General features: G+C 70.8%; 19 protein-coding genes. 10 read left to right on the plus strand and 9 right to left on the minus strand.

Annotated features, from left to right (window positions below; all coding sequences use genetic code 11):
• Positions 1-82 precede the first annotated feature (82 nt).
• From ACYVAG_RS13885 to tdh, 4 genes are all read right to left on the minus strand, one after another.
• Positions 83-430 carry a hypothetical protein gene (locus ACYVAG_RS13885; RefSeq protein WP_460770586.1) on the minus strand — a complete coding sequence of 116 codons (348 nt, stop codon included), beginning with the start codon at positions 428-430 and terminating at the stop codon, positions 83-85.
• 191 nt (positions 431-621) lie between these two features.
• Complete coding sequence (locus ACYVAG_RS13890) at positions 622-1,347, minus strand: DedA family protein (protein WP_460770588.1); 726 nt, start codon at positions 1,345-1,347, stop codon at positions 622-624.
• A 93-nt stretch (positions 1,348-1,440) separates the two neighbouring features.
• Positions 1,441-2,607 (minus strand): glycine C-acetyltransferase, encoded by a 1,167-nt coding sequence (locus tag ACYVAG_RS13895; RefSeq protein WP_460770679.1) that lies wholly within the window; start codon positions 2,605-2,607, stop codon positions 1,441-1,443.
• Between the two features lie 19 nt (positions 2,608-2,626).
• On the minus strand, positions 2,627-3,652 hold the full coding sequence (gene tdh, locus ACYVAG_RS13900) for an L-threonine 3-dehydrogenase (protein ID WP_460770590.1): 1,026 nt from the start codon (positions 3,650-3,652) through the stop codon (positions 2,627-2,629).
• Between the two features lie 89 nt (positions 3,653-3,741).
• Between tdh and ACYVAG_RS13905 the strand changes: the two genes are divergently transcribed.
• The 3 genes from ACYVAG_RS13905 to ACYVAG_RS13915 all read left to right on the plus strand — a co-directional run bounded on the left by ACYVAG_RS13905 (position 3,742) and on the right by ACYVAG_RS13915 (position 7,975).
• Positions 3,742-5,124, plus strand: coding sequence for an L-serine ammonia-lyase (locus ACYVAG_RS13905; protein WP_460770592.1), 1,383 nt, complete (start codon positions 3,742-3,744; stop codon positions 5,122-5,124).
• 277 nt (positions 5,125-5,401) lie between these two features.
• Complete coding sequence (locus ACYVAG_RS13910; protein ID WP_460770594.1) at positions 5,402-6,496, plus strand: ABC transporter ATP-binding protein; 1,095 nt, start codon at positions 5,402-5,404, stop codon at positions 6,494-6,496.
• A gap of 90 nt (positions 6,497-6,586) precedes the next feature.
• Entirely contained in the window at positions 6,587-7,975 is a 1,389-nt protein-coding gene (locus ACYVAG_RS13915; RefSeq protein ID WP_460770596.1) for a DUF4032 domain-containing protein, read from the plus strand.
• A gap of 6 nt (positions 7,976-7,981) precedes the next feature.
• Here ACYVAG_RS13915 and ACYVAG_RS13920 read toward each other — a convergent pair whose 3' ends face one another.
• The gene (locus ACYVAG_RS13920) at positions 7,982-8,746 is read right to left on the minus strand and encodes an SDR family NAD(P)-dependent oxidoreductase (RefSeq protein WP_460770598.1); all 765 of its coding nucleotides are present in this window, start codon (positions 8,744-8,746) and stop codon (positions 7,982-7,984) included.
• A gap of 45 nt (positions 8,747-8,791) precedes the next feature.
• Positions 8,792-9,931, minus strand: a complete 1,140-nt coding sequence (locus tag ACYVAG_RS13925) for an acyl-CoA dehydrogenase family protein (RefSeq protein ID WP_460770600.1) — start codon at positions 9,929-9,931, stop codon at positions 8,792-8,794.
• 58 nt (positions 9,932-9,989) lie between these two features.
• Between ACYVAG_RS13925 and ACYVAG_RS13930 the strand changes: the two genes are divergently transcribed.
• The 3 genes from ACYVAG_RS13930 to ACYVAG_RS13940 all read left to right on the plus strand — a co-directional run bounded on the left by ACYVAG_RS13930 (position 9,990) and on the right by ACYVAG_RS13940 (position 13,190).
• A complete protein-coding gene (locus ACYVAG_RS13930) occupies positions 9,990-10,577 on the plus strand; it encodes a TetR/AcrR family transcriptional regulator (RefSeq protein WP_460770602.1) in 588 nt (195 codons plus the stop codon).
• 314 nt (positions 10,578-10,891) lie between these two features.
• Positions 10,892-12,097: a cysteine desulfurase-like protein gene (locus tag ACYVAG_RS13935; RefSeq protein WP_460770604.1), complete on the plus strand. Its 1,206-nt coding sequence runs from the start codon at positions 10,892-10,894 to the stop codon at positions 12,095-12,097.
• 13 nt (positions 12,098-12,110) lie between these two features.
• Positions 12,111-13,190, plus strand: a complete 1,080-nt coding sequence (locus ACYVAG_RS13940; protein WP_460770605.1) for a glycosyltransferase family protein — start codon at positions 12,111-12,113, stop codon at positions 13,188-13,190.
• On the opposite strand, the gene ACYVAG_RS13945 is transcribed toward ACYVAG_RS13940, so the two are convergent.
• Positions 13,098-14,219, minus strand: a complete 1,122-nt coding sequence (locus ACYVAG_RS13945) for a glycosyltransferase (protein ID WP_460770607.1) — start codon at positions 14,217-14,219, stop codon at positions 13,098-13,100. The genes ACYVAG_RS13940 and ACYVAG_RS13945 overlap by 93 nt on opposite strands.
• A gap of 43 nt (positions 14,220-14,262) precedes the next feature.
• Here ACYVAG_RS13945 and ACYVAG_RS13950 point away from each other — a divergent pair, with 43 nt between their 5' ends.
• The gene (locus ACYVAG_RS13950; RefSeq protein WP_460770609.1) at positions 14,263-15,084 is read left to right on the plus strand and encodes a glycosyltransferase family 2 protein; all 822 of its coding nucleotides are present in this window, start codon (positions 14,263-14,265) and stop codon (positions 15,082-15,084) included.
• A 116-nt stretch (positions 15,085-15,200) separates the two neighbouring features.
• On the opposite strand, the gene ACYVAG_RS13955 is transcribed toward ACYVAG_RS13950, so the two are convergent.
• Positions 15,201-16,205 carry a glycosyltransferase gene (locus ACYVAG_RS13955; protein WP_460770611.1) on the minus strand — a complete coding sequence of 335 codons (1,005 nt, stop codon included), beginning with the start codon at positions 16,203-16,205 and terminating at the stop codon, positions 15,201-15,203.
• A 324-nt stretch (positions 16,206-16,529) separates the two neighbouring features.
• Entirely contained in the window at positions 16,530-16,985 is a 456-nt protein-coding gene (locus ACYVAG_RS13960) for a hypothetical protein (protein WP_460770612.1), read from the minus strand.
• 195 nt (positions 16,986-17,180) lie between these two features.
• Between ACYVAG_RS13960 and cysS the strand changes: the two genes are divergently transcribed.
• Genes cysS through ACYVAG_RS13975 form a run of 3 tightly spaced genes read left to right on the plus strand, consistent with a single transcriptional unit; the run spans position 17,181 to position 21,047 of the window.
• Positions 17,181-18,602 carry a cysteine--tRNA ligase gene (cysS, locus tag ACYVAG_RS13965; RefSeq protein WP_460770614.1) on the plus strand — a complete coding sequence of 474 codons (1,422 nt, stop codon included), beginning with the start codon at positions 17,181-17,183 and terminating at the stop codon, positions 18,600-18,602.
• 1 nt (position 18,603) lies between these two features.
• Complete coding sequence (rlmB, locus tag ACYVAG_RS13970; RefSeq protein ID WP_460770615.1) at positions 18,604-19,560, plus strand: 23S rRNA (guanosine(2251)-2'-O)-methyltransferase RlmB; 957 nt, start codon at positions 18,604-18,606, stop codon at positions 19,558-19,560.
• A 44-nt stretch (positions 19,561-19,604) separates the two neighbouring features.
• Entirely contained in the window at positions 19,605-21,047 is a 1,443-nt protein-coding gene (locus tag ACYVAG_RS13975; protein ID WP_460770617.1) for a glycine hydroxymethyltransferase, read from the plus strand.
• Positions 21,048-21,261 lie beyond the last annotated feature (214 nt).

A 21,261-nucleotide genomic window follows, 5' to 3' on the forward strand; every position in this document is an offset into this window, starting at 1 on the left:
CCGCGGCCGGCTCGCGCCGCTGCCAGCGTGCGGCGCACCCACCTCACCACCAGTTCCGGGTGACGCAGCACCATGTCCTCGGTCACGTGCAGGATCGTCCACCCCGCGGCCGTGAGGTCGTTGTGGCGGGATCGGTCGTCCTCGAACGACCATGGGTCCCCGTGGGTCTTCCAGTCGTCGACCTCCAGCAGCCCCGCCTCAGGTGCAGGGCGGCCGCGCTCGCGCCGGTCAGCACGGCCTGCACGTCATACGCGCACACCGCGTGTGCCAGCGCGCGGGGACGCGACACGTCGGAGGTGCGCAGATAGGTGCCGGGCAGTACGCGAGTCAGCTTCTTCTCGCCCACCAGCTTCGCGACCAGCGCGCGGTGCGGCGAGGAACGCGGTACCCGGAGGGCAAGGCCGGGCCGGATCAGATCGTCGAGGTCCATGTCCGCACCTTGGCGGTGAACGGCGATCTCGGTTCACATCCGGCGGTCGCCTGTGGATGACGCTCCCGATCGAGGCCGGGTTGTGGACAACGTGCAGAGATCGGGGGCCTCGAGCCGATTTTCCCGGCCCAACGGCCCGATCTCTGCAGATCGTCCAGAGCCCGCGTACGCCGAGTCAGTCGTACGCCCGGTCACGCCGCCTTCTTGCGCCGCTCGTTCACCCACCACGAGATGATCATGGCCGCGATGATGCCGAGGGTGACATACCAGGCCCATTTCGCGTACTCCTTGACCACCACCACCGCGGGCTCGCCGATGCGGTAGCCGAGGTACAGATAGAGCGCCTGCATCAGCCCGGCGAACACGACGTTGGTCACGAGGAACTTCCGCCAGGTCATGCCGGCCGCGCCGAGGGTCGCATAGATCACCGACGCCGGCAGCGGGATCGGCAGGTAGGTCAGGAAGATGGCCGGGATCTCGAACCGCTGGGCGAACTTCTCCGCCCGCTCGGCGTTGCGCCGCGCCCGCGGTGAGCGGCCCGCGACCATCTCGAAGACGCCGCGGCCCCACAGCTTGCCGGCCCAGAAATAGATCGGGTCGAACTTCATCACGCTGAGCGTCGCGATCGCCCACCAGAGCGGCACCATGCGGGTGTCGTGGTTCGCGGCCGCGTACGCCCCGATCATGACCACACCCGTACGCGACCCCGTGAGCGCCGCCGCCAGGTAGGGCCGCGTGATCAGCACCGCGCGGAACGGCATCAGGGCCAACCCATAGATGCCGAGCGCGCCCATCAGCCAGAAGCACGCCATGTCGGCGCGGGTCGGCCTGTGCCCCCACGGCAGCCGGGGGTCGTCCCACCATTCCTTCTCGGGCTCCTCGTCGGGCTCGGCGGGGCGCGGGGTGGGCTCGGTCACGCGGCGAGTGTACGCGCGGGCTCTTCGACTCGGCCGCAAGCGGCCTCGCTCAGAGAACGTGGAACCCACGTTGACCGAGCGGGCCGAAGGCGGTCAGCCCACCGCCTCCCGTGCGCTCGTGAACGCCTCGATCGCCTTGTTCAGCTGCGCCCGCGTGTGGGCCGCGGACATCTGCGTACGGATCCGCGCCTTCCCGCGCGGGACCACCGGGAACGAGAACGCGCGCACATAGACACCCGCGGCGAGCACGTGGTCGGCCATGCGCGCGGCCTTCGCCGCGTCGCCGACCATCACCGGCACGATCGCGTGCTCCGACTCCGGGATCTCGAAGCCGCGGTCGGTCATCGCCGCACGGAAGTACGCGGTGTTGTCCCGCAGCTGCTCGAGCAGGTCGTGGCTGTCGGCCAGCAGGTCCAGCGTCGCGACGGCCGCGGCGGCGATCGCCGGCGCCAGCGAGTTGGAGAACAGGTAGGGCCGCGAGCGCTGGCGCAGCAGCTCGACGATCTCGGCCCGCCCCGACGTGTAGCCGCCCGACGCCCCGCCCAGCGCCTTGCCGAGCGTGCCCGTCACGACGTCGACGCGGTCGCGGACGCCGAACAGCTCCGGCGTGCCGGCCCCGGTCGGCCCGGTGAACCCGACGGCGTGGGAGTCGTCGACCATGACCAACGCGTCGTGGGCCTCCGCCAAGTCGCAGATCTCGTCGAGCGGCGCCAGATAGCCGTCCATCGAGAACACGCCGTCGGTCGCGATCATGCGGAACCGGGCGTCCTTCGCCGCGACGAGCTGGGCCTCGAGGTCGGCCATGTCGCGGTTGCGATAGCGATGGCGGGCGGCCTTGGACAGGCGTACGCCGTCGATGATCGAGGCGTGGTTCAGCTCGTCGGAGATGATCGCGTCCTGCTCGCCGAGGATGACCTCGAACAGACCCCCGTTGGCGTCGAAGCACGACGAATAGAGGATGGTCGCCTCGGTGCCGAGGAACTCCGACAGGCGCCGCTCGAGCTCGGTGTGGAGCGTGGTCGTGCCGCAGATGAAGCGCACGGACGCCATGCCGAAGCCCCAGCGGCGCAGGGCCTTCTCGGCCGCCTCGATCAGCACCGGGTGGTCGGCCAGCCCCAGGTAGTTGTTCGCGCAGAGGTTGATCACCTCGGCGTCGGGGGTGGCGATGGCCGCGGCCTGGGGGGTGACCAGCGGCACCTCCTCCTTGTAGAGCCCGTCGGCCCGCAGGCCCTCGAGCTCGCCGATCAGGTGGTCCTTCAGGGCTGCGTACATGGTTTCCTCACTCCCAGTCCAGGACGATCTTGCCGCAGTGGCCGCCGCGCGCCGTGGCGAAGGCCTCGGCGTACTCGGTGTGGTCGAAGCGGTGGGTGATGACGCCGGAGATGTCGAGGCCCGACTGGACGAGGACCGACATCGCATACCAGGTCTCGAACATCTCGCGGCCATAGATGCCCTTGAGCGTCAGCATCTTCAGCACGACCTCGGAGAAGTCGAGCGTGATCTCGGAGCTCGGCAGGCCCAGCATCGCGATGCGGCCGCCGTGGGTCATCGCCGCGACCATGTCGCGGAGCGCGACCGGGGCTCCCGACATCTCGAGGCCGACGTCGAAGCCCTCCCTCATGCCGAGCGCGGTCGCGGCCTGGGCGATCGACTCGCGCCCGACGTTGACCGCCCGCGTCGCGCCGAGCGCCGAGGCCAGCTCGAGGCGCTCGTCGGACAGGTCGGTGACGACGACGTGGCGGGCGCCGGCGTGGCGGGCGACCATCGCGGCCATGATGCCGATGGGTCCGGCGCCGGTGACCAGCACGTCCTCCCCCAGGCAGGGGAAGGCCAGCGCCGTGTGGACCGCGTTGCCGAACGGGTCGAAGATCGCGGCGACGTCGACGGGAACGTCCTGGCGGTGGACCCACATGTTCGCGGCCGGCATCGCGATGTATTCGGCGAAGCAGCCGTCGCGGTGCACGCCGATGCCGCGGGTGTGGATGCAGAGGTGGCGGCGGCCGGCCAGGCAGGCGCGGCAGCGGCCGCAGACGATGTGGCCCTCCCCCGACACGAAGTCGCCCACCGCGACATCGGTGACGGCCGCGCCGACCTCGACGACGTCGCCGGAGAACTCGTGGCCAACGACGAGCGGGGCGTTCACCGCGCCCTGGGCCCAGGCGTCCCAGGCCTCGATGTGGAGGTCGGTGCCGCAGATGCCGGTGCGGCGCACGCGGACCAGGACGTCGGCGGGACCGACGGTCGGCAGGGGGACCTCGGCCAGCTCCAGCCCGGGGTGGGGGCCGGTTTTCACGAGCGCTTTCACTCACAGACTCCTTCGTCTCGGCGGGATCGCCGCCTCCGGCGACTCTAGCCGCTCTTGACGCGTCTCAAATATTGGGCAGACTTCACCCCGTGACCATCAGCGTCTTCGAGCTCTTCAAGATCGGCATCGGGCCGTCCAGTTCCCACACCGTCGGCCCCATGCGGGCCGCGCAGCGGTTCGTCACCGCCCTCACCGAGGAGGGCGTGCTCGACGACGTGACCCGGGTGAAGGCCGAGCTGTTCGGGTCGCTGGGCGCGACGGGCCACGGCCACGGCTCGCGGCCGGCGGTGATGTGGGGCCTCGAGGGCGAGGACCCCGTGACCGTCGACACCGAGACCGCGCCCCTGCGCAGCCAGGAGATCGAGCGCTCGGGACTGATCAGGCTGGGGGGCGTACGCCGGATCGCGTTCGACTCCGACACCGACCTGGTGCTGCACCGCACCAAGCGGCTGCCGTTCCACCCCAACGGCATGACCTTCACCGCGTGGTCCGGCAAGGAGGTGCTGGCGTCCCGCACCTACTACTCGATCGGCGGCGGCTTCGTGCTGGACGACGACGGGTCGGGCAGCCCGGTGATCGCCACCGACCCCACGCCCATGCCCCACCCCTACCGCACCGGCGCGGAACTCCTGGAGATCTGCCGCGCGACCGGCAAGTCGATCAGCGACGTCGCGTACGCCAACGAGTGCGCCAGGCGTACGCCGGACGAGGTCCGGGCGGGCCTCGACCGCCTGTGGGAGACCATGCAGGCCTGCGTACGCAAGGGCGTGGCGACCACCGGCACGCTGCCGGGCGGGCTGAAGGTCCGGCGCCGGGCGTACGAGCTGCACGAAAGGCTGGTCAAGGACGACGGGCGCTTCCGCGACCAGGCCGACCCGCTGGCCGCCGTGGACTGGGTGAACCTGTGGGCGCTGGCGGTGAACGAGGAGAACGCGGCCGGCGGGCGCGTGGTGACCGCGCCGACGAACGGCGCGGCGGGCGTGATCCCGGCGGTGCTGCACTTCGCGGTGACCTACGTCCCCGACACCGACACCGAGGCGGTCCACCGCTTCCTGCTCGTGGCCGGCGCGATCGGCTCGATCTACCAGCAGACCGCGTCCATCTCGGGCGCCGAGGTCGGCTGCCAGGGCGAGGTCGGCACGGCGTGCTCGATGGCCGCGGCGGCGATGGCGGAGACGCTGGGCGCCACACCGGCCCAGGTCGAGTGCGCCGCCGAGATCGGCATGGAACACCACCTGGGGCTGACGTGTGACCCGGTCGGCGGGCTGGTGCAGATCCCGTGCATCGAGCGCAACGCGGTGGCGTCGGTGAAGGCGATCAACGCAGCGCGGCTGGCGCTCTACGGCGACGGCACCCAGAAGGTCAGGCTCGACCAGGTCATCAAGACGATGATGGAAACGGGCGCTGACATGAAGATCAAATACAAGGAGACGGCGCGCGGCGGGCTGGCGGTCAACATCGTGGAGTGCTGAGGCTTCGACTCGGCCGCAGGCGGGCTGGCGGTCAACATCGTGGAGTGCTGAGGCTTCGACTCGGCCGCAGGCGGCCTCGCTCAGCCAACGTTGGCTGAGCGAGCGCCAGCCGCCACTGACCCCCGGTCAACGGTTACGAGTCGGTTTCCATCGTGGGACCGGTTGGTGACGAAGCCCCGGGTCGATGCAAGAATGTCCGCACCGGGCCGTCAGGGCCGGGAGCATTCCACAACGGATCGTCGGGCACGTACCTGCCCGTGGAAAGGATGGGCCAACGATGGCCACTGTCAGCTTCAAGGACGCGACGCGCGTCTATCCGGGTGCCGACCACCCGGCCGTGAAGGCACTCAACCTCGAGATCGGCGACGGCGAGTTCATGGTCCTCGTCGGCCCCTCGGGCTGCGGCAAGTCGACCTCGCTCCGCATGCTCGCGGGCCTGGAGGAGGTCAACTCCGGCGACATCTACATCGGCGACCGCAACGTCACCGACCTGCCGCCCAAGGACCGCGACATCGCGATGGTGTTCCAGAACTACGCGCTCTATCCCCACATGACCGTGGGCGACAACATGGGCTTCGCGCTCAAGATGCAGGGCGTCTCGAAGTCGGAGCGCGACCAGCGCGTCCAGGAGGCCGCCAAGCTGCTGGGCCTCGAGGAATACCTCGAGCGCAAGCCGAAGGCCCTCTCGGGCGGCCAGCGCCAGCGCGTCGCCATGGGCCGCGCCATCGTCCGCCAGCCGCAGGTCTTCCTCATGGACGAGCCGCTGTCGAACCTCGACGCCAAGCTGCGCGTGTCCACGCGTACGCAGATCGCCGCCCTCCAGACGCGTCTCGGCGTCACCACCGTCTACGTGACCCACGACCAGGTCGAGGCCATGACGATGGGCGACCGCGTCGCGGTCATGAAGGACGGCATCCTGCAGCAGGTCGACTCGCCGCTGGCGCTCTATGACACGCCGAAGAACCTCTTCGTCGCCGGCTTCATCGGCTCGCCCGCCATGAACCTGATGGAGGGCACCGTCGCCGAGGGTGGCGTCAAGGTCGGCGACTCGATCGTCCCCGTCTCGCGCGAGGTGCTCTCGCGCGCCACGAGCGACGACCTCACGGTCGGCATCCGCCCCGAGAACTTCTCGCTGTCGGAGACCAACGAGGGCATCGGCATCGACGTCGCCGTCGTCGAGGAGCTGGGCGCGGACGCATACCTCTATGGCACGCCGGTCGGCCTGTCCCCCGACGAGCAGCTCAACGCCACGCAGGTCGTCGCCCGCATCTCGTCGCGGCGTCCTCCGCAGCGCGGCACGCAGGTGCGCCTGGCCATCGACCCGGCCCACGTGCACGTGTTCGACAACAAGTCGGGCGAGCGCATCAGCTGATCGCTTCGAAAGCTTTCCCTGCAAGGGCTTCCCGGTTCTCCGGGGAGCCCTTGCGGCCTTTCCGGATGACCCGAGTGAGAGGATGACCCCGTGCCACGATTCCTGTCCGCCAAGCCCGACGCGCGACTGATCCCCCTGCCGTGGGACGTGCCGCTGGAGCACTGGCCCCTCGACAACCTCGTGGCGCTCCCCCGCGGCATCTCGCGCCACGTCGTCCGCTTCATCACCGTGGGTCACGAGGTCTATGCGGCCAAGGAGGTCGTCGAGCACCTGGCGATCCACGAATATCGCCTGCTCCACGACCTGATGCGGATGGACACGCCCGGCGTCGAACCCATCGGGGTGGTGACCGGACGCGTCGGCCGCGACGGCCTCCCGCTCGACCCGGTGCTGATCACCCGCCACCTCCGGTTCTCCCTGCCTTATCGCTCGCTGTTCAACCGCGGCGTCCGCCAGGAGACGGTCAACCGGCTGATCGACGCCATGGTCGTGCTGCTCGCCCGGCTCCACCTCATCGGCTTCCTCTGGGGCGACGTGTCGCTCTCGAACACCTTGTTCCGCAGGGATGCCGGCGAGTTCGCGGCCTATCTGGTGGACGCCGAGACCGGTGAGCTCCACGAGACCCTGACGCGCGGCCAGCGCGAACACGACCTCACCATCGCGCGCACCAACCTGTTCGGCGAGTTCTGCGACCTCGAGGCCGGCGGGCTGCTCGACGAGGCCCTCGACCCGCAGGCCCTCGTCGACATGATCGAGAGCCGCTATCGCGAGCTGTGGAAGGAACTCACGGGCGCCGAGGAGTTCCAGGAGTCGGAGATGCATCGCATCGAACGACGCGTACGCCGGCTCAACGCCCTCGGCTTCGACGTGGCCGAACTGGACATCATCACCGACGTCGACGGCGCGACGATCCGCATCCAGCCGAAGGTCGTCGACGCGGGACACCATTCGCGACGCCTGCTGCGCCTGACGGGTCTTGACACCGAGGAGAACCAGGCCCGCCGGCTCCTCAACGACCTGGACACCTTCCGGGCGCGCACGGGCCAGCAGAACGGCGACGAGGCCGTGGTGGCGCACAAGTGGCTGACGACGTGCTTCGAACCCGTCGTGGCGCTCGTGCCCGAGGACCTGCGCGGCAAGCGTGAATCGGCGCAGCTCTACCACGAGGTCCTCGAATATCGCTGGTATCGCTCCGAGGAGGCCCACCACGAGGTGCCGCTCCTCGACGCGGCCCACGGCTATGTGCGCGACGTGCTCTCGAACCTGCCCGACGAGGCGCTGTCGGGCGACGCCATGCGCCCCCTCGACGAAGGCGGACGGCGGCTGGAGAATCCCTATGACCCCAGCAAGGGGTACGCGGACGAGGCCGACGAGGGGGCGCCGCCGGTGGACCCGTGGGAGGACGGTGCGGCGGAGGCGCCGATGCCGAGCGGGTTCCTCGACATCGACGCGCTGCGAAGGAAGGCCGCGGGGGGCTAGCCCTGTTCAGCGCGGGGGCATGCGCAGCGCGCCGTCCAGTCGGATCACTTCCCCGTTCAGCAAGGGGTTCGCGACGATGTGGGCGGCCAGCGCCGCGTACTCCGACGGGAAGCCCAGCCGCGCCGGGTGGGGGACGAGCGCCTCGAGCGACTGGCGGGTCTCCTCCGGCATGCCGGCCATCATCGGGGTCTCCATGACGCCCGGGGCGATGGTCATGACGCGGATGTTCTTGTCCGCCAGGTCGCGCGCGGCGGTGAGGGTCAGGCCGACGATGCCGCCCTTGGAGGACGCGTACGCCGCCTGCCCGATCTGGCCGTCATAGGCCGCGACGGATGCGGTCATGATGACGACGCCGCGGTCGCCGTCGACGGGATCGTTGGCCAGCATGGCGTTCGCGGCGAGGCGGAGCACGTTGAAGGTGCCGATGAGGTTGACCTCGATGACGGTGCGATAGACCTCCAGGTCCATCACCCCCTTGCGGGAGATGATGCGGCCGGGCGTGCCGATGCCGGCGCAGCACACGACGGCACGCAGCGTGCCGAGGCCGGCGGCGGCATCGATGGCGGCCTGCACCTGGTCGCCGTCGCGCACGTCCGCCGGGGCGAAGGCGACGCGGTCGCCGAGGTCGGCGTACTCGGTGATTCCCTTGCTGGACGGGAGATCGACGATGACGGCCTTCGCACCGTCGGCGGTCAACGCCCGCACGGTCGCGGCGCCGAGGCCGCTGGCCCCGCCGGTGACCAGGACGACGTCGTTGTCGGTGAGCTTCATCAGCTGTGTCCCTTTCGGTTCGTGCTTCGATTCAGTGGATCGCGTTCACTTCAACAGTTCGCGCGCGATGACGACGCGCTGGATCTGGTTGGTCCCCTCGAAGATCTGGGTGACCTTGGCCTCGCGCATCCACCGCTCGACCGGGAAGTCCTTCGTGTAACCGTAGCCGCCGAGCACCTGCACCGCGTCGGTCGTGACCTTCATGGCCGCATCGGTCGCGACGAGCTTGGCGACCGCCGCCTGGCGGACGAAGTCACGCCCGGCATCCCGTCGTCGGGCCGCGTCGAGATAGACGGCGCGGGCACTGGTGACCGCGGCCTCCATGTCGGCGAGCAGGAACTGCATGCCCTGGAAGTCGGCGATGGGCTGGCCGAACTGGCGGCGCTCCTTCGCGTACGCGACCGCGTGGTCGACCGCCGCCTGGGCGAGGCCCGTGGCGCACGCGGCGATGCCGAGGCGGCCGTTCGCCAGGGCCGACAGCGCGATCTTCAGGCCCTGGCCCTCGGCGCCGAGTCGGCGGTCGGCGCCGACGCGGACGTCGTCGAAATAGACCGCGGCGGTCGTCGACGCGGTCATGCCCATCTTCTGCTCGGGGGCGCCGAAGGTCAGCCCGGGCGCGTCGGCGGGGACGAGGAAGCAGGAGATGCCGTCGCGGCCCTCGCCGGTGCGGGCGAACGTCGTGTAGTAGTCGGCGTGCGACGCGTGGGAGATCCAGGCCTTGGCCCCGGAGATGACGTAGTCGTCGCCGTCGCGGCGCGCGGTGGTCGCCATCGAGGCCACGTCGCTGCCGGCGGCGGCCTCGGACAGGGCGTACGCCCCCAACAGCTGGCCGCCCAGCAGGTCACCGGCGAACCGCTCCTTCTGCTCGGGTGTGCCGAACTGCACGAGCGGATAGCAGGTCATGATGTGGACCGAGACGCCGACGGCGACGCTCATCCAGGCCTGGCCGACCTCCTCGAGGGCCTGGAGGTAGACCTCGTAGGGCTGGTCCATGCCGCCGTGCTCCTCGGCGTACGGCATGCCGAGCAGGCCGAGCTCGCCGAGCCTTCGGAACGCGTCGCGTGGAAAGGTGTGGTCGGCCTCGGCCTGGGCGGCGGCCGGCAGCAGCTCCGCTTGGGCGAAGCGGCGTACGAGGTCTATGAGCTCGCGGGCGTCGCCGTCGGGCAACAGGCGGTCAACGGGCATCTCGAACCTCGTTCATCGTCATTGATATCGGTACTCGCGGGCGTACTGTAGTACCACTATGGGGCTCCATACACCTTCCCGTCCAACGCTCACCCGACGCCAGCACGAACTGCGCGACCAGCTAGTCGAGCTGTTCCTCGCCGAGGGTTTCGCCCACCTCACCCTCGACGAGGTCGCCGCGCGGCTGGGCTGTTCGAAGCGCACGCTCTATGCGCTGGCGCGCTCGAAGGACGAACTGGCCGCCACGGCCGTACGCCGGTTCTTCGCCCGGGCGACCGCGGAGGTCGAGGCGAAGGTGGGCCGCCTGCGCTCCCCGGAGCGGCGGGTGACGGGCTATCTGGAGGCCGTGGCGGAGGCGCTGCGGCCGGCATCGCGGGAGTTCCTCACCGACATGACGACCACGGGGTCGACGCGTCACCTCTATGAGTCGAACACCGCTGCAGCGTCGGCGCGCATGAGGGAACTGCTCGCCGAGGGGGCCGCATCCGGGGCGTTCCGGCAGGTCCGGATCGACTTCGTCGCGGAGGTCGTCACGGCGACCATGCGGCGCATCGGGACCGGCGAGGTGCAGGAGAGCACCGGTCTGGACGACGCGGAGGCGTACGCCCAACTGGCAAGGCTGGTGGTGGCGGCCGTGCGTCGGTGAAAAGTGCACACCTGTGCACTTTCCACAGCCCACGCCACCACCCGCCCAGCGTGTCGAGCACACCTGTGCACTTTTCACAGCCCACGCCACCACCCGCCCAGCGTGTCGAGCACACCTGTGCACATTCCACAGCCCACGCCACCACCCGCCCAGCGTGTCGAGCACACCTGTGCACATTCCACAGCCCACGCCACCACCCGCCCAGCGTGTCGAGCACACCTGTGCACTTTTCACAGACGACCCATGCCGTGGACGCATCACGACGATCGGTACGCGAGGCCGCGCGCGCCGCCCCCCAGTGCCAGACTGGCGCCATGAGCTATGACGTCGCCCGCATCCGCGCCGAGTTCCCCGCCCTCGCCGGCTCCGACGCCGCCGCCCACTTCGACGGGCCGGGCGGGTCGCAGACCCCGCGCGCGGTGGGCGAGGCCATCGCCCACACCCTGAGCGGGCCGCTGTCCAACCGCGGCCGCACCACCACGGCTGAACGCAACGCCGAGCACGCCGTCACCGAGGCCCGTCTGGCGCTGGCCGACCTCACCGGCGGCGACCCCCGCGGGGTCATCTTCGGCCGCAGCATGACCCAGCTGACGATGGACATGGCCCGCACGCTGGCCGCTCACTGGGGCCCCGGCGACGAGGTCGTCGTAACGCGCCTCGACCACGACGCCAACGTGCGGCCGTGGTGCATCGCCGCCGAGCGCGCCGGCGCCGCGGTGCGCTTCGCCGACTTCGACCCCGCGACCGGCGAGCTGACCCCCGACGACATCGCCGCCGTAGTCACCGAGAACACCCGGCTCGTGGCGGTCACCGCGGCCTCGAACCTGCTCGGGACGATGCCCGACCTGGCCGCCATCGGCGACCTCGTCCACGGCGCTGGCGCGCTGTTCTTCGTCGACGGGGTCCACTACGCCGCCCACGAGCTCGTCGACGTCGACGCGATGGGCGCGGACCTGTTCGCCTGCTCGCCCTACAAGTTCCTCGGCCCCCACTGCGGTGCACTGGTCGGCGACCCCGGGCTGCTGGAGACGCTCCACCCTGACAAGCTCCTACCCTCGTCCAACAGCGTCCCCGAGCGGTTCGAGCTCGGCACCCTGCCCTACGAGCTGATGGCGGGCACCACCGCCGCGATCGACTTCCTCGCCGACCTCGTGCCGGGCGAGGGGTCGCGCCGCGCGCGGCTCGAGCGGTCGTTCGCCGCCATGCACGACCACGAGACGCGACTGCGTACGAGCATCGAGGAGGGCCTGGCCGACGTCGGGGCGACCGTCTATTCGCGCGCGGCCCGGCGTACGCCGACCTTGGCGTTCACGCTGCCGGGACGCACCAACGCCGAGGTGTACGCGGGGCTGGCCGAGCGCGGCGTCAACGCGCCCGCGAGCCACTTCTATGCGATCGAGTGTTCGCGTCACCTGGGCCTGGGTGACGAGGGGGCCGTACGCGTGGGCCTGGCGCCCTACACCGACGACGCCGACGTGGACCGGCTGCTGGAGGGGCTGCGGGCAATGGCGCAGGGCTGATACAGATGTACCCATGTCGACTCTGCGGATCGCGTCCGTGCCCCACAGCCAGGTCTACATCCGCCACTGCGGCCCCGTCCCCGGCGATCCCGTCACCTTCACCCGCCTCCCCGACCCCCGCCCCAAGCGCGGCGACGGCACCGAACAGTCGGGCTGGTGGCCGCCCGCGATGCTCGAGGAGGGCTGGATCGGCGAGCACGCCGACGCCTTCGACCTCATGCACATCCACTTCGGGTTCGACGCGCTCGGCCCCGCCGACCTCGAGCGGGTGGTCGCCGACCTGCGCCGCCATGGCAAGCCGCTGGTCTACACCGTCCATGACCTGACCAATCCCCATCACACCGACCCGTCGGCCCACGCCGCGGCACTCGACGTGCTCGTCCCGGCCGCCGACGCGCTGATCACCCTGACCCCCGGCGCGGCCACCGAGATCGCCCGCCGCTGGGGCCGCGACGCGCTCGTCCTCCCCCACCCGCACGTCGTCGACCTGCCCGAGCTCGAGCGCCGCGCCGCGACCCCGCGTACGCCGGGCTCCCCCCTGCGCCTCGGCGTCCACCTCAAGAGCCTGCGCCCGAACATGGCGCCGCAGCAGGTGGTGGAGGGACTGGTCGCCGCGGCCGCCACGGTGCCGGACGCCGTCGTGCAGGTCAACACCCACCCCGAGGTCATCGCCGGCGGCGGCCACCAGGCCAGCGCCGAGCTGGGCGTACGCCTCCGCGATCTCGCCGATGCCGGCGCGATCGACCTGCAGGTGCGGCCCTACTTCGCCGAGGACGAGCTGTGGGACTACCTCGCCTCGCTCGACGCGTCGGTGCTGCCCTACCGCTGGGGCACCCACAGCGGCTGGCTCGAGGCCTGCCACGACCTCGGGACGCCGGTCATCGCACCCGACTGCGGGTTCTATGCCGAGCAACGCCCCGTGCACACGTTCCACCTCGACACCGCGGGCCTTGACGTCGACTCCCTCGCCGCGACGGTGCAGGAGGTGGCGGCGCTCACGTCATACGCCGGCGCCGGTGTCGCCGACCGGGTCGCCGAGCGCCGCGGCGTGGCTGCGGAGCACGACCGGCTCTACCGCTCCCTCGTGGAGTGACACCAGCCGCCGCTCGTACGCCGTCACCATCGCCTCCAGGGAGAACCGCTCCGCGCGCTGTCGTACGCCGGCGCGGTCGAGGGACATGGCCGCCCGCAGCGCGCCGGGCAGCCCGTCGGCATCGGCGGCGAGGACTCCGCCGCGCCTCCCCAACAGCTCCCGCATCGCTCCGCGGTCGAGCGCCGCGACCGGGGTCCCACACGCCATCGACTCCAGAGGAGCCAGCCCGAACGGCTCGTCCCACAGGGGCGTGGCGAGGAACACCGCGGCACGCCGCAGGAGGGCGGCCAGCTCAGTGTGGTCGAGGTGCCCGAGGTGGCGTACGCCGGGGCCCAGGCGCGGGGCGATCTCGGCGAAGAAATATCCCGGGTCGCTGACGGGCCCGGCGATCTCCAGCGGGATCCCGGCGGCCACGGCCGCGTCGATGGCGACATGGAGGCCCTTCTCGGGGGTGATGCGGGCCGACCACACGGCGCCGGAGCCGCGGCCGTCGCGGAACCGCCAGCCCGAGAGGTCGATGCCGTTGTGGACGACCTCGACCGGCACGCCGGGCATCAGCTCCCGCCAGCCCACCGCATTGGTCTCGGACACGCTGACCCAGCGGTGGCGCGGGCCGGGTCGCCACGCGGGCGAGCCGACGAGGTCGACGACCCGCTCAAGGTCGGCCGGGGTGTGGAGGATGGTCAGCATCGGACGGTCGGCCAGGGCGGCGTACGGGATGGGGTTGAGGCAGTTGTTCAGCACGACGTCGTGACCGGCGGCCAGCGCACACGCCCGGGCCGTGGCCTCGTCGACCGACCGCTCGTGCTCGCGGGGGTTGCCGCCGGCACCCCAGCTGAAGGTGGCCGGGAGCACGTCGACGACCTCGACGTGGCGGGACCGAAGGGCCGAGCCCTCTTTCGCGAACAGCGTCACGTCGTGACCGCGCGCGGAGAGTTCACGGACGATCTGGGCGGTGTGGGCCTCGAGCCCGCCCAGGAAGGGCTCACGGATCGGGTGGTGGAGGTGTCCCAGGACTGCGATCCTCACCGACGGACGTCAATCTGCATGTCGACAAAGATATCCTCAGCGGGTGACTCCTGTCTCGGTCCTCGTCATCAGCCACGAGCGCGACACCCACCTGCGTCGCCAGCAGGACGCGCTGGCGCGTACGCCGGGGTGGGACGAGGCCGTGGTCGCCTTCCTCAACCAGCCCGACGAGCCGTGGGACAAGGCCCCGGCGCGGGTGCGTACCCTGCACCACGCGTCGCCGGGACTGGCCCTCGCGGCGGGGCGCAACGCCGCGGCGCGGGCCGCCCGGGGCGACGTGCTGGTCTTCCTGGACGTCGACTGCCTGCCGGAGGCCGACACCGTGGCCTCGCTCGCCCGCGAGTGCGCGCCGGGACGGGTCGTGATGGCCGACCCGCACTACCTCCCGCCGGGGTGGGCGCCGCCGCTCGACCCGGGACCGCTGGCGCTCCCCCACCCGTCGCGGGCCTCCCTCGGGTTCGGGCGGTCGGAGGCATGGCCCATGTTCTGGTCGCTCGGCTTCGCCGTGCGCGCCGACGACTTCGCGCGCGTGGGCGGCTTCGACGAGGCGTACGCCGGCTATGGCGGCGAGGACACCGACCTCGCTTTCCGGTGCCGTGAGGCGGGACTGGAACTGTGGTTGAGCCGCGCACGCGTTCTGCACCAGGCGCACGCCGTGCACCGACCACCCCTGCACCACCTGACCAGCATCGTGACCAACGCGCACCGGTTCCGGGAACGGTGGGATGTGTGGCCGATGGAGGGATGGCTGTCGGCGTTCGCGGACCGGGGCTTCATCGCGGTGGGCGAGGAGAGGATCGAGGTGCTGCGGACGCCGACGGACGCCGAGGTGGCCGCGACGCGGGTGGAGGACGCGCGGTTCTGAGCCCGACCGTGGGGTGAGTGCAACTTTTCGCTTGACAGTGGCGGTTTCGACGGCTCCTGAGGCTGCGAGATGCTCACTGATGAGCGAAAAGTCGCGGCCACCTTCGACCCACCCCGTCAGCCGGTGAGGTCGGCGAGGAATCCCCCAACCCGCTCCGCGAACGTCGCGCGGTCCACCAGCAGTCCCTCGGTCAGGACCTCGGGATCCTCGGCATCGTCCAGCAGGGAAGGCCAATCCGCCTCGGACCACCGCTCGACCAGCGGGGTCCCGAACTCCGTGTGCAGGCGGCGGGCGAACACGAGCTGCTCGTCGTGGGGCCGCGGCTCGGGAACGAGCACGGCCGCACGTCGAGCCGCCGCGACGGCCGCGATCGTGTTGTGGCCCGCCCCGCACACCACCACCTCGGCGCGCGCCAGCCACGGGGAGGGGTCGTCGACCCAGCCGTGGAGGTGGAGGTTGGGCGGCGGTCCCGCGTCGCGCGGGCGCGGGCCCGGCGCCCGTCCCGCGACCGGCCCCAGCACGTGCCACGTGCGCTCCGGTGTGGACGCCGCAGCCCGGGCCAGTTCACCCAGAGGCGCCCCCGCGCCCCCCGCACCGCTGACGACGACCACCGTGCCGGGCTCGACCAGCGACGCCGGCAGGGCCTCCCGGTCGGCCGGCATGCCCAGCCAGCGGGTGCGGTCGGCGTACGCGAACCCGGGCTCCTCGACCGCCTGCGGATAGTAGGCGAACAGGCGGCGGGAGGTCGCGTACGCGAGGTCGTGGGCAGCATCGTCACGGACGCCCGGCATGCGGCGATGGGCGACGCGATGGCCCGCGAGGTGGGCGAAGACGGCGGCCTCGACGGACACGTCGACCAGCACGGCGTCGGGGCGGACGTCGTCGAGCGCGCGGTGGAACGCGTCGAAGCGCGCGCGGACGGCGTCGGTCTCGGGGGTCCAGTGGAAGGGCGACCCGCTGGGCTGGACGTGCGGATGGGTCGGGTCGACGTCCGGCGGCAGTTCGAGGTCGGAACCGGCGGCGCCGACGATGACGACCTCGGCCACGCCCAGGCCGGCCAGCCGCCGGGCGTGGGTCAGGTGGCCTGTGCCGTGGTGATGCGCGTAGTAGAGGATCCGCACGCAGGGAGCCTAGCGGCGGTGTGCCGCCGCCCGGACCAGGACGGGTCCGTGGGCCGGTGGTGGGGTCAGAGGGAGCAGGCCGCCAGACCGGAGGGCCACCCCCGCGCCGATGTCCGCCAGGGGTGCGGACACGGCGCGGGAGCGGTAACGGGGCCGGCGCCGGCCCATAGCGACAGCCTCACATGGGGAGAATGCGGGTCACCAGCCCCGGAAGCCCGTTGCAGGGTTAGAGAACGCTCACCTCGAACCGCGGCCCCGAAAGCCGCGATCCCTAGGTCGGAGATGGGTCTCACCGCTCGGCGAGCGGCGAGCGGAGCGACGCGGTCAGGCCCGCTTCACCGTCGTGGTCGGCACACACTGGAGTTCGTCGGGCTTCTCGGCCGGCTTGGCGAACTTCTCGAGCTTGACGTCGGCGGACTGCCCCTTGGCGACCTTCTGGACAGCGTCCTTCGAGGCGACGACCGTCGATCCCTGCTTCTTGATGACGCTGACCTTCACGGTGTATTCGGAGTCCTTGTCCGACGAGTTCGTCAGCTTCGCCGTGAACGTCCACTCCCCCGTCTTCGGGTCGGCGGCACACTTCACGTCCTTGATGTCCTTCGCGGCGCCCTCGGGCTGGTTGGCCGGGGCCTGCTGGGCCGGCCTGGAGGCGGGCGCACTCGACGCGCCACCGGTCGGCTGGCCCGCACCGCCCCCGCTGCACGCGGTCAGGGCAAGGCCCATCGCGGAGAGTGCCACCTGTCGACGCGGCCGGCCGCGGCGTCCTCGGGGGACCGACATCGTGCACCCTCGCAGGAGGCTGGACCAGCCGATCGACGCCACCATTCGGTGAGATTTCCCCCTCGCCCCCGCCGCACCGGGCCCGAGGCCTTCCTGAGCGTGTTCTGAGATTTTCCTCATGTGCCTCAGGGAATGGTTGAGAGTGGCCGATCTGCGCCGAACGGGCTGCTGGGCCACCTCCGATAGGCTGTCTCAGTGACGTTCCACCTCTATGACTCCGCGACCCGCCAGGTGGTCGAACTCGACCCCGTCACCCCCGGGGCGGTCTCGATCTACCACTGCGGCCTCACGGTCCAATCGGCCCCTCATGTCGGCCACATCCGCAAGGAGGTGGTCTTCGACGTCCTGCGGCGCTGGCTCACCCACTGCGGCTACCAGGTCACCGTCATCGCCAACGTCACGGACATCGACGACAAGATCCTCGCCAAGTCGGCCGCCGCCGGCGTCCCCTGGTATGCCCACGCGTACCACTTCGAGCGCGAGCTCCACGCGGCGTACGCGGCGCTGGGCTGCCAGCCACCCACCTATGAACCCCGCGCGACCGGCCACGTGCCGGAGATGATCGAGATGATCGAGACCCTCATCGAGCGCGGCCACGCGTACGCAGCCACCGACGGCTCGGGTGACGTCTATTTCGACGTGAAGTCGTGGCCGGACTACGGCCGGCTGTCGAACCAGCGCGTCGACGACATGGAGGACGCCGCCGACGCCGATCCGCGCGGCAAGCGCGACCCGCGCGACTTCGCCCTGTGGAAGGGCCACAAGGAGGGCGAGCCCGAGACCGCGTCGTGGCCGACCCCGTGGGGCCGCGGCCGGCCGGGCTGGCACCTCGAGTGCTCGGCGATGGCGGGGAAATATCTGGGCCGGGAGTTCGACATCCACGGCGGCGGGCTCGACCTGCGCTTCCCCCACCACGAGAACGAACTCGCCCAGTCGAACGCCGCGGGCCAGCCGTTCGCGCGCCACTGGATGCACAACGCCCTGGTCACCACCCGCGGCGAGAAGATGAGCAAGTCGATGGGCAACGGGGCGCTGGTCTCCGAGGTGACGAAGGCCTATCCCCCGCGGGCCGTGCGCCTCTATCTGGTCGCGCCCCACTATCGCTCGATCATCGAGTTCGCGCCCGACTCGCTCGCCGAGGCGACCGCCTCGCTGGAGCGCATCGACTCGTTCGTCGACCGCGCCTCCGAGCTCGTCGAGGCCGCTGAGTCCGATGTGCCGCAGGCCTTCCGCGAATCGATGGACGACGACCTCGGCACCCCGGGCGCCATGGCCGTGCTCTATTCCTCCATCAGGCAAGGGAATTCGCTGATCGAGGCCGGTGACACCGCCGCGTTGGCGACGGTGCTCGGTGAGGTTCGCGCCATGCTCGCCGTGCTCGGGCTGGACCGCGACGATCCTGTGTGGCAACAGGTTTCGGGTTCCTCGAACACCGCCGACCTGCGCCCCGTGGTCGACGGGTTGGTGGGCGAGCTACTGCGTCAGCGCGCGGGTGCGCGCGAGCGCAAGGACTGGGCCGCCGCCGACGGCATCCGCGATTCCCTTGCCTCGTTGGGGTTGAAGGTCGAGGACACACCACAGGGGGCTCGCTGGAGCCTTCAGACGAAGGGATCCTGACATGCCGGGAAACTCACAGCGCCGCGGCGCCGGCCACAAGGGCAAGGGCAACACGGCCGGTTCGGGCGGGCGCATCCGCCGCTCGTTGACCGGCAAGGGCCCGACCCCGAAGGCCGAGGATCGCCCGTATCACAAGGCCCACAAGATCAAGAAGGCCATCGAGCGCTCGGGCGGACGCCCGCAACAGCGCACTGGGGCCCCGCGTACGGGCCGGCCCGGCGCCGGCGCCGAGTGGGTCGCCGGCCGCAACCCCGTCGTCGAGGCGCTGCACGCCGGAATCCCCGTGCACACGGCGTTCGTGGCCGAGGGTGCCGAGCGCGACGACCGTCTTCGCGAGATCCTGAAGCACTGCGCCGAGAACTCGATCACCCTGTTGCAGGCCAGCCGCGCCGAGCTCGATCGCCTCACCGGCGGCGCCGTCCACCAGGGCGTCGCGCTGAAGCTGCCCGAATACGAGTACGCCCACCCGGACGACGTCATGGCCGATGCACTCGACTCCGACTCCCCCGCGCTCGTCGTGATGCTCGACCAGATCACCGACCCGCGCAACCTCGGCGCGGTCGTCCGTTCGGCCGCGGCGTTCGGCGCCCACGGCGTGATCATCCCCGAGCGCCGGTCGGCCAGCATGACGGCGTCGGCGTGGAAGACCTCGGCCGGCGCGGCCGCGCGCCTCCCGATCGCGCGCGCGACCAACCTCAACCGCACCCTGGACGCCTACAAGAAGGCGGGCTTCACCGTGGCCGGTCTGGCGGGCGAGGGCGACACCGACGTCTCCGGGATCCCCGGGGTCGACGGGCCGCTCGTGCTGGTCGTCGGGTCGGAGGGCGACGGCCTTTCGCGCCTGGTGCGGGAGCACTGTGATGTGCTGGTGTCGATCCCGATCACCAGCGAGGTGGAGTCGCTGAACGCGGGCGTCGCCACCGGCATCGCGCTCTATGAGGTCAGTCGCTGTCGGTGAACCGCTCCCACTAGATTCAGAGCACGTCCACAGAGAGGTATGTCGTGTCCAACCCCAATGCCGAGCTGAGCAGCGCCTATCAGACGATCCTCAAGGTCATCGAGGGCGTCGAGCCCCGGATCGCCCAGGCCACCCGCAGCGAGCTCACCGACCAGCGCGGATCGCTCAAGTTGATCGCGTCCGAGAACTACGCGTCGCTGCCCGTCCTCGCGACCATGGGCACGTGGTTCTCCGACAAGTACGCCGAGGGCACCGTCGGCCACCGCTTCTATGCCGGCTGCCAGAACGTCGACACCGTCGAGTCGGTCGCCGCCGAGCACGCGCGCGAGCTGTTCGGGGCCGAGTACGCGTACGTCCAGCCCCACTCCGGCATCGATGCCAACCTCACCGCCTTCTGGGCGATCCTCGCCCACCGGGTGGAGCAGCCGAAGCTGGCCGAGCTGGGCAAGAAGCAGGTCAACGAGCTGTCCGAGGACGAGTGGGAGACGCTGCGCAAGAGCTTCGGCGGGCAGCGCCTGATGGGCATGAGCCTCGACGCGGGCGGCCACCTCACCCACGGCTTCCGCCCGAACATCTCCGGCAAGATGTTCCACCAGCGCTCCTACGGCACCGATCCGCAGACGCAGCTCCTCGACTATGACCTCGTCCGCGAGCAGGTCAAGGAGTTCAAGCCGCTGGTGCTGGTGGCGGGCTATTCGGCCTACCCCCGTCGGGTGAACTTCGCCAAGATGCGCGAGATCGCCGACGAGGTCGGCGCGACGCTGATGGTCGACATGGCCCACTTCGCCGGCCTCGTCGCCGGCAAGGTGTTCACCGGCGACGAGGACCCGGTCCCCCACGCCCACGTCGTCACGACCACGACCCACAAGTCGCTGCGCGGCCCGCGCGGCGGCATGGTCCTGGCCACGGAGGAGTACGCCCCGTCGGTCGATCGCGGCTGCCCGCTCGTGCTCGGCGGCCCGCTGTCGCACATGATGGCGGCCAAGGCCGTGGCGCTCGCCGAGGCCCGGACGGCGGAGTTCCAGACGTATGCCCAGGACGTCGCGTCGAACGCCAAGGTGCTGGCCGAGGGCCTCATGAAGCGCGGCACGAAGCTCGTCACCGACGGCACCGACAACCACCTCGTGCTGCTCGACACCACGTCGTTCGGCCTGACGGGTCGCCAGGCCGAGTCGGCGCTGCTCGACGCGGGCGTCGTGACGAACCGCAACTCGGTGCCGAGCGACCCGAACGGCGCCTGGTACACCTCCGGCGTCCGCCTCGGCACCCCCGCCCTGACCTCGCGCGGCTTCGGCGCCGACGAGTTCGACAAGGTGGCCGAGCTGATCGTCGACGTGCTGTCGAACACCGAGCCGGTCACGGCGTCGAACGGCCAGCCGGGCAAGGCGAAATATGCCCTGGCCGACGGCGTCGCCGACCGCGTCAAGGCCCAGTCGGCGGAGATGCTCGACAAGCACCCGCTGTATCCGGGGCTCGAACTGAGCTGAGCGTCATCGAGCAAACCCCGGGTTGGTTCAACCAACCCGGGGTTTGTTGTCGAAACCCCCGGTTGGTCGACGAAACCCCTCGAACTTCGGGGGTTTGCTCGACCAAGTGGGGGTTCAGCGAACGAACCCCGGGTTCGGAGACCTTGCCCACGGGCACGGACAACGTCCCCCTCCATCCGGACAACACCGCCGCCCCCCAAAGCCACCCAGAAGC

The organism is Mariniluteicoccus flavus, from assembly GCF_054776655.1.

What these genes read in the sequence shown, in the direction of transcription:
- ACYVAG_RS13885 (WP_460770586.1), bottom strand. Translation starts at nt 430, where the DNA reads ATGGACCTCGACGATCTGATCCGGCCCGGCCTTGCCCTCCGGGTACCG.
- ACYVAG_RS13925 (WP_460770600.1), bottom strand. Translation starts at nt 9,931, where the DNA reads ATGCCCGTTGACCGCCTGTTGCCCGACGGCGACGCCCGCGAGCTCATA.
- ACYVAG_RS13910 (WP_460770594.1), top strand. Translation starts at nt 5,402, where the DNA reads ATGGCCACTGTCAGCTTCAAGGACGCGACGCGCGTCTATCCGGGTGCC.
- ACYVAG_RS13960 (WP_460770612.1), bottom strand. Translation starts at nt 16,985, where the DNA reads ATGTCGGTCCCCCGAGGACGCCGCGGCCGGCCGCGTCGACAGGTGGCA.
- rlmB (WP_460770615.1), top strand. Translation starts at nt 18,604, where the DNA reads ATGCCGGGAAACTCACAGCGCCGCGGCGCCGGCCACAAGGGCAAGGGC.
- ACYVAG_RS13930 (WP_460770602.1), top strand. Translation starts at nt 9,990, where the DNA reads ATGGGGCTCCATACACCTTCCCGTCCAACGCTCACCCGACGCCAGCAC.
- ACYVAG_RS13920 (WP_460770598.1), bottom strand. Translation starts at nt 8,746, where the DNA reads ATGAAGCTCACCGACAACGACGTCGTCCTGGTCACCGGCGGGGCCAGC.
- ACYVAG_RS13940 (WP_460770605.1), top strand. Translation starts at nt 12,111, where the DNA reads ATGTCGACTCTGCGGATCGCGTCCGTGCCCCACAGCCAGGTCTACATC.
- ACYVAG_RS13935 (WP_460770604.1), top strand. Translation starts at nt 10,892, where the DNA reads ATGAGCTATGACGTCGCCCGCATCCGCGCCGAGTTCCCCGCCCTCGCC.